Origin of the sequence: Asaia sp. W19 (genome assembly GCF_003994335.1) — a bacterium.
Lineage (GTDB): Bacteria > Pseudomonadota > Alphaproteobacteria > Acetobacterales > Acetobacteraceae > Asaia.
Genome location: NZ_PNQZ01000162.1, coordinates 1 through 2,101 on the forward strand (window position 1 = coordinate 1; position 2,101 = coordinate 2,101).

Annotated in this window: 2 protein-coding genes; both read left to right on the forward strand. The window is 62.6% G+C overall.

All coding sequences use genetic code 11. The features are described from left to right. The coding region (locus C0V97_RS18480; protein ID WP_199752016.1) for a hypothetical protein at positions 1-1,680 on the forward strand (1,680 nt) is incomplete at its 5' end. Then, on the forward strand, positions 1,680-2,101 hold a 422-nt coding region (locus tag C0V97_RS17615), incomplete at its 3' end, for a hypothetical protein (RefSeq protein ID WP_199752019.1). The genes C0V97_RS18480 and C0V97_RS17615, both read left to right, overlap by 1 nt.

A 2,101-nucleotide genomic window follows, 5' to 3' on the forward strand; every position in this document is an offset into this window, starting at 1 on the left:
AACGATCCTCAGAAATCCTCCGCCTTCGCCCTCAACCTGCTCAAGGCCAAGGCGGACCATGCAGGTTTAAGCTTCGACAATCCCGACGACTATGCTTCGATCCTGCGCCTGCATAACGGCGGGGGAGACCCGAACTACGTTCAGCACGTCGCCGCACGAATCCCTTCAACACCCCCTGAAACGGCCCTGAGCGGTCCCGCAGAAGGAACGCAAATGTCCGGCTCAATGACGCAGCCTCCGCCTGGCCAAGTGGCTTTCCAAGGTCCTCAGCCGACCCAGGATATGTTGGATGCTGCCGATCCCCACAGCTCACGCACTCTGTCTCAGATGCTGCTCCGCGCTGGCGCCGGATTCGCGGGGGGCCGCACGTTTGGTGAGGGGCTTTCTGGTGCCCTTGCTGGTGCCGCCGACACCCTCGATCAGCAGCAGCAGGCCGCCTATGAACTATACAGGCAACAGCAGCTTCAAAGTCTTTACGGGCTTAAAGCTGACACGACGAACGCGAACAACGAGACCAAGGTAGGCGTTGCAGGTGCGCGTAACGCAACGAGTGCGCGGAATACAGATGTGCGCGCAGGGGTAGCGGAGCGCGGACAAGACATAGGGCACGGCGATCGACAGGACGCCATCAATTCTCGGCAGAACTATCAGAATGCGGCCCTGGCGCTTCGGGGGCAGATTGCCAACTCCCGAGGGGCACAGGCGGCGGCCCTGACCGGGGCGCCTTATACGCCTGTAACGATCCCTCAAAATATTGGGCAGGCTCCCGCAGGTGTTCCGCAGTCTCCCCCAGCCCCACCTCCCCCGGGCGTCCCGTCAACACCCCCTGCAACGCCCCCTCAGCCCGCCCCTCTGGCGCCCCCGACGCTCCCTCCCGCGCCTACCACGGACCCTTGGGCGCTCCCTCCGCTGCCCACTCAGGGTGGCATCAGAGGCGCTCAGCAGTTCGCGCAGAAGAACCAAGGGGAGCGCGATCGGTACGCCAGAGATCACGCTTCGGCCCTGACGGATGACCAGGCGCTGCTGAACAACCTCGACCAGTACCAAGGGGCCTATGACCGGCTTCAGAGTACTGCGCTGTCAAAGCCCGGTATGGGCGCATCGTGGCGTATTCCACTGGCCTCTGTTCTATCCGGCAATGGGCTGGGCAACGCTGACGCGGCTGAACTCAACAAGCAGCACAATACGCTGACAGCTCAGCTAGCTGGGGCCAAGGGCCGAGTTCTGGTCGCGGGGCTCAAGATTGCTGGGGCTTCGCTCCCTGACCAGTCTGTACCTTACCAGGCAGGTAACGCTATCCTTCAATCCACGGCGGCCAATACACGCCTGCAACAGGCGGTCGATCAGGCACGGGCCACGCTGCTTCAGCGGAACCCTAACGCCACCCCAGCGCAGATTGAATCAGCACTTGGGGAGTACGTTCAGGGCGTTGGCAGTCCGTTCACCACGGGCTCTGATGGCTCAGTCACCCCCCGTGATATCCCCAGCTTTGAGCAGTGGAAGGCGGGTGGTCATGCTGATCCTGAGGCCGCTGAGGCGGTTTCAAAGGCCTTTCCAAAGGCTCCGGCAATCACTGCGCCTCAGGCCGCTATCGACTACCTCCGCAATAACCCGCAGTTCTCCGACGCCTTCGACCAGAAGTACGGCAAGGGAGCCGCAGCAGCTACACCAGGAAAGTAATGGCACAGAACCCGTTCGACCAGTTCGATGCAAAGCCTGCGTCGAGCGGGGGAAACCCATTCGACCAGTTCGATGCTCCGAAAGGTGGGGCACAAGCAGCGCCTCATGAGTCCACCCTCCATCACTGGGCTGGGCTTACGGGCCGAGCCCTGACAAATGGCGTGACGGGACTGGCAGACATGTTCTCTCATGCTGGGGACACGGACTTGGCTCAGGCGTCCGCAATCCGTCCTGAACTTGCTGAGGTCAAGCCCACTCCCGTCAGCGAACAGGCAGAGGCTGCCCTTGATCGGGCTGGCGTAGCGAAGCCGAATGGTGCGGGTGAGCAGCTCTATTCAGGGGCGGTCAGTGCGCTTCCGGGAGCCGCGTTAGGCGGTGCCGCTGGAGCCTTAGCGCGCCTCGGCACGGGTGCTGCCTCAGG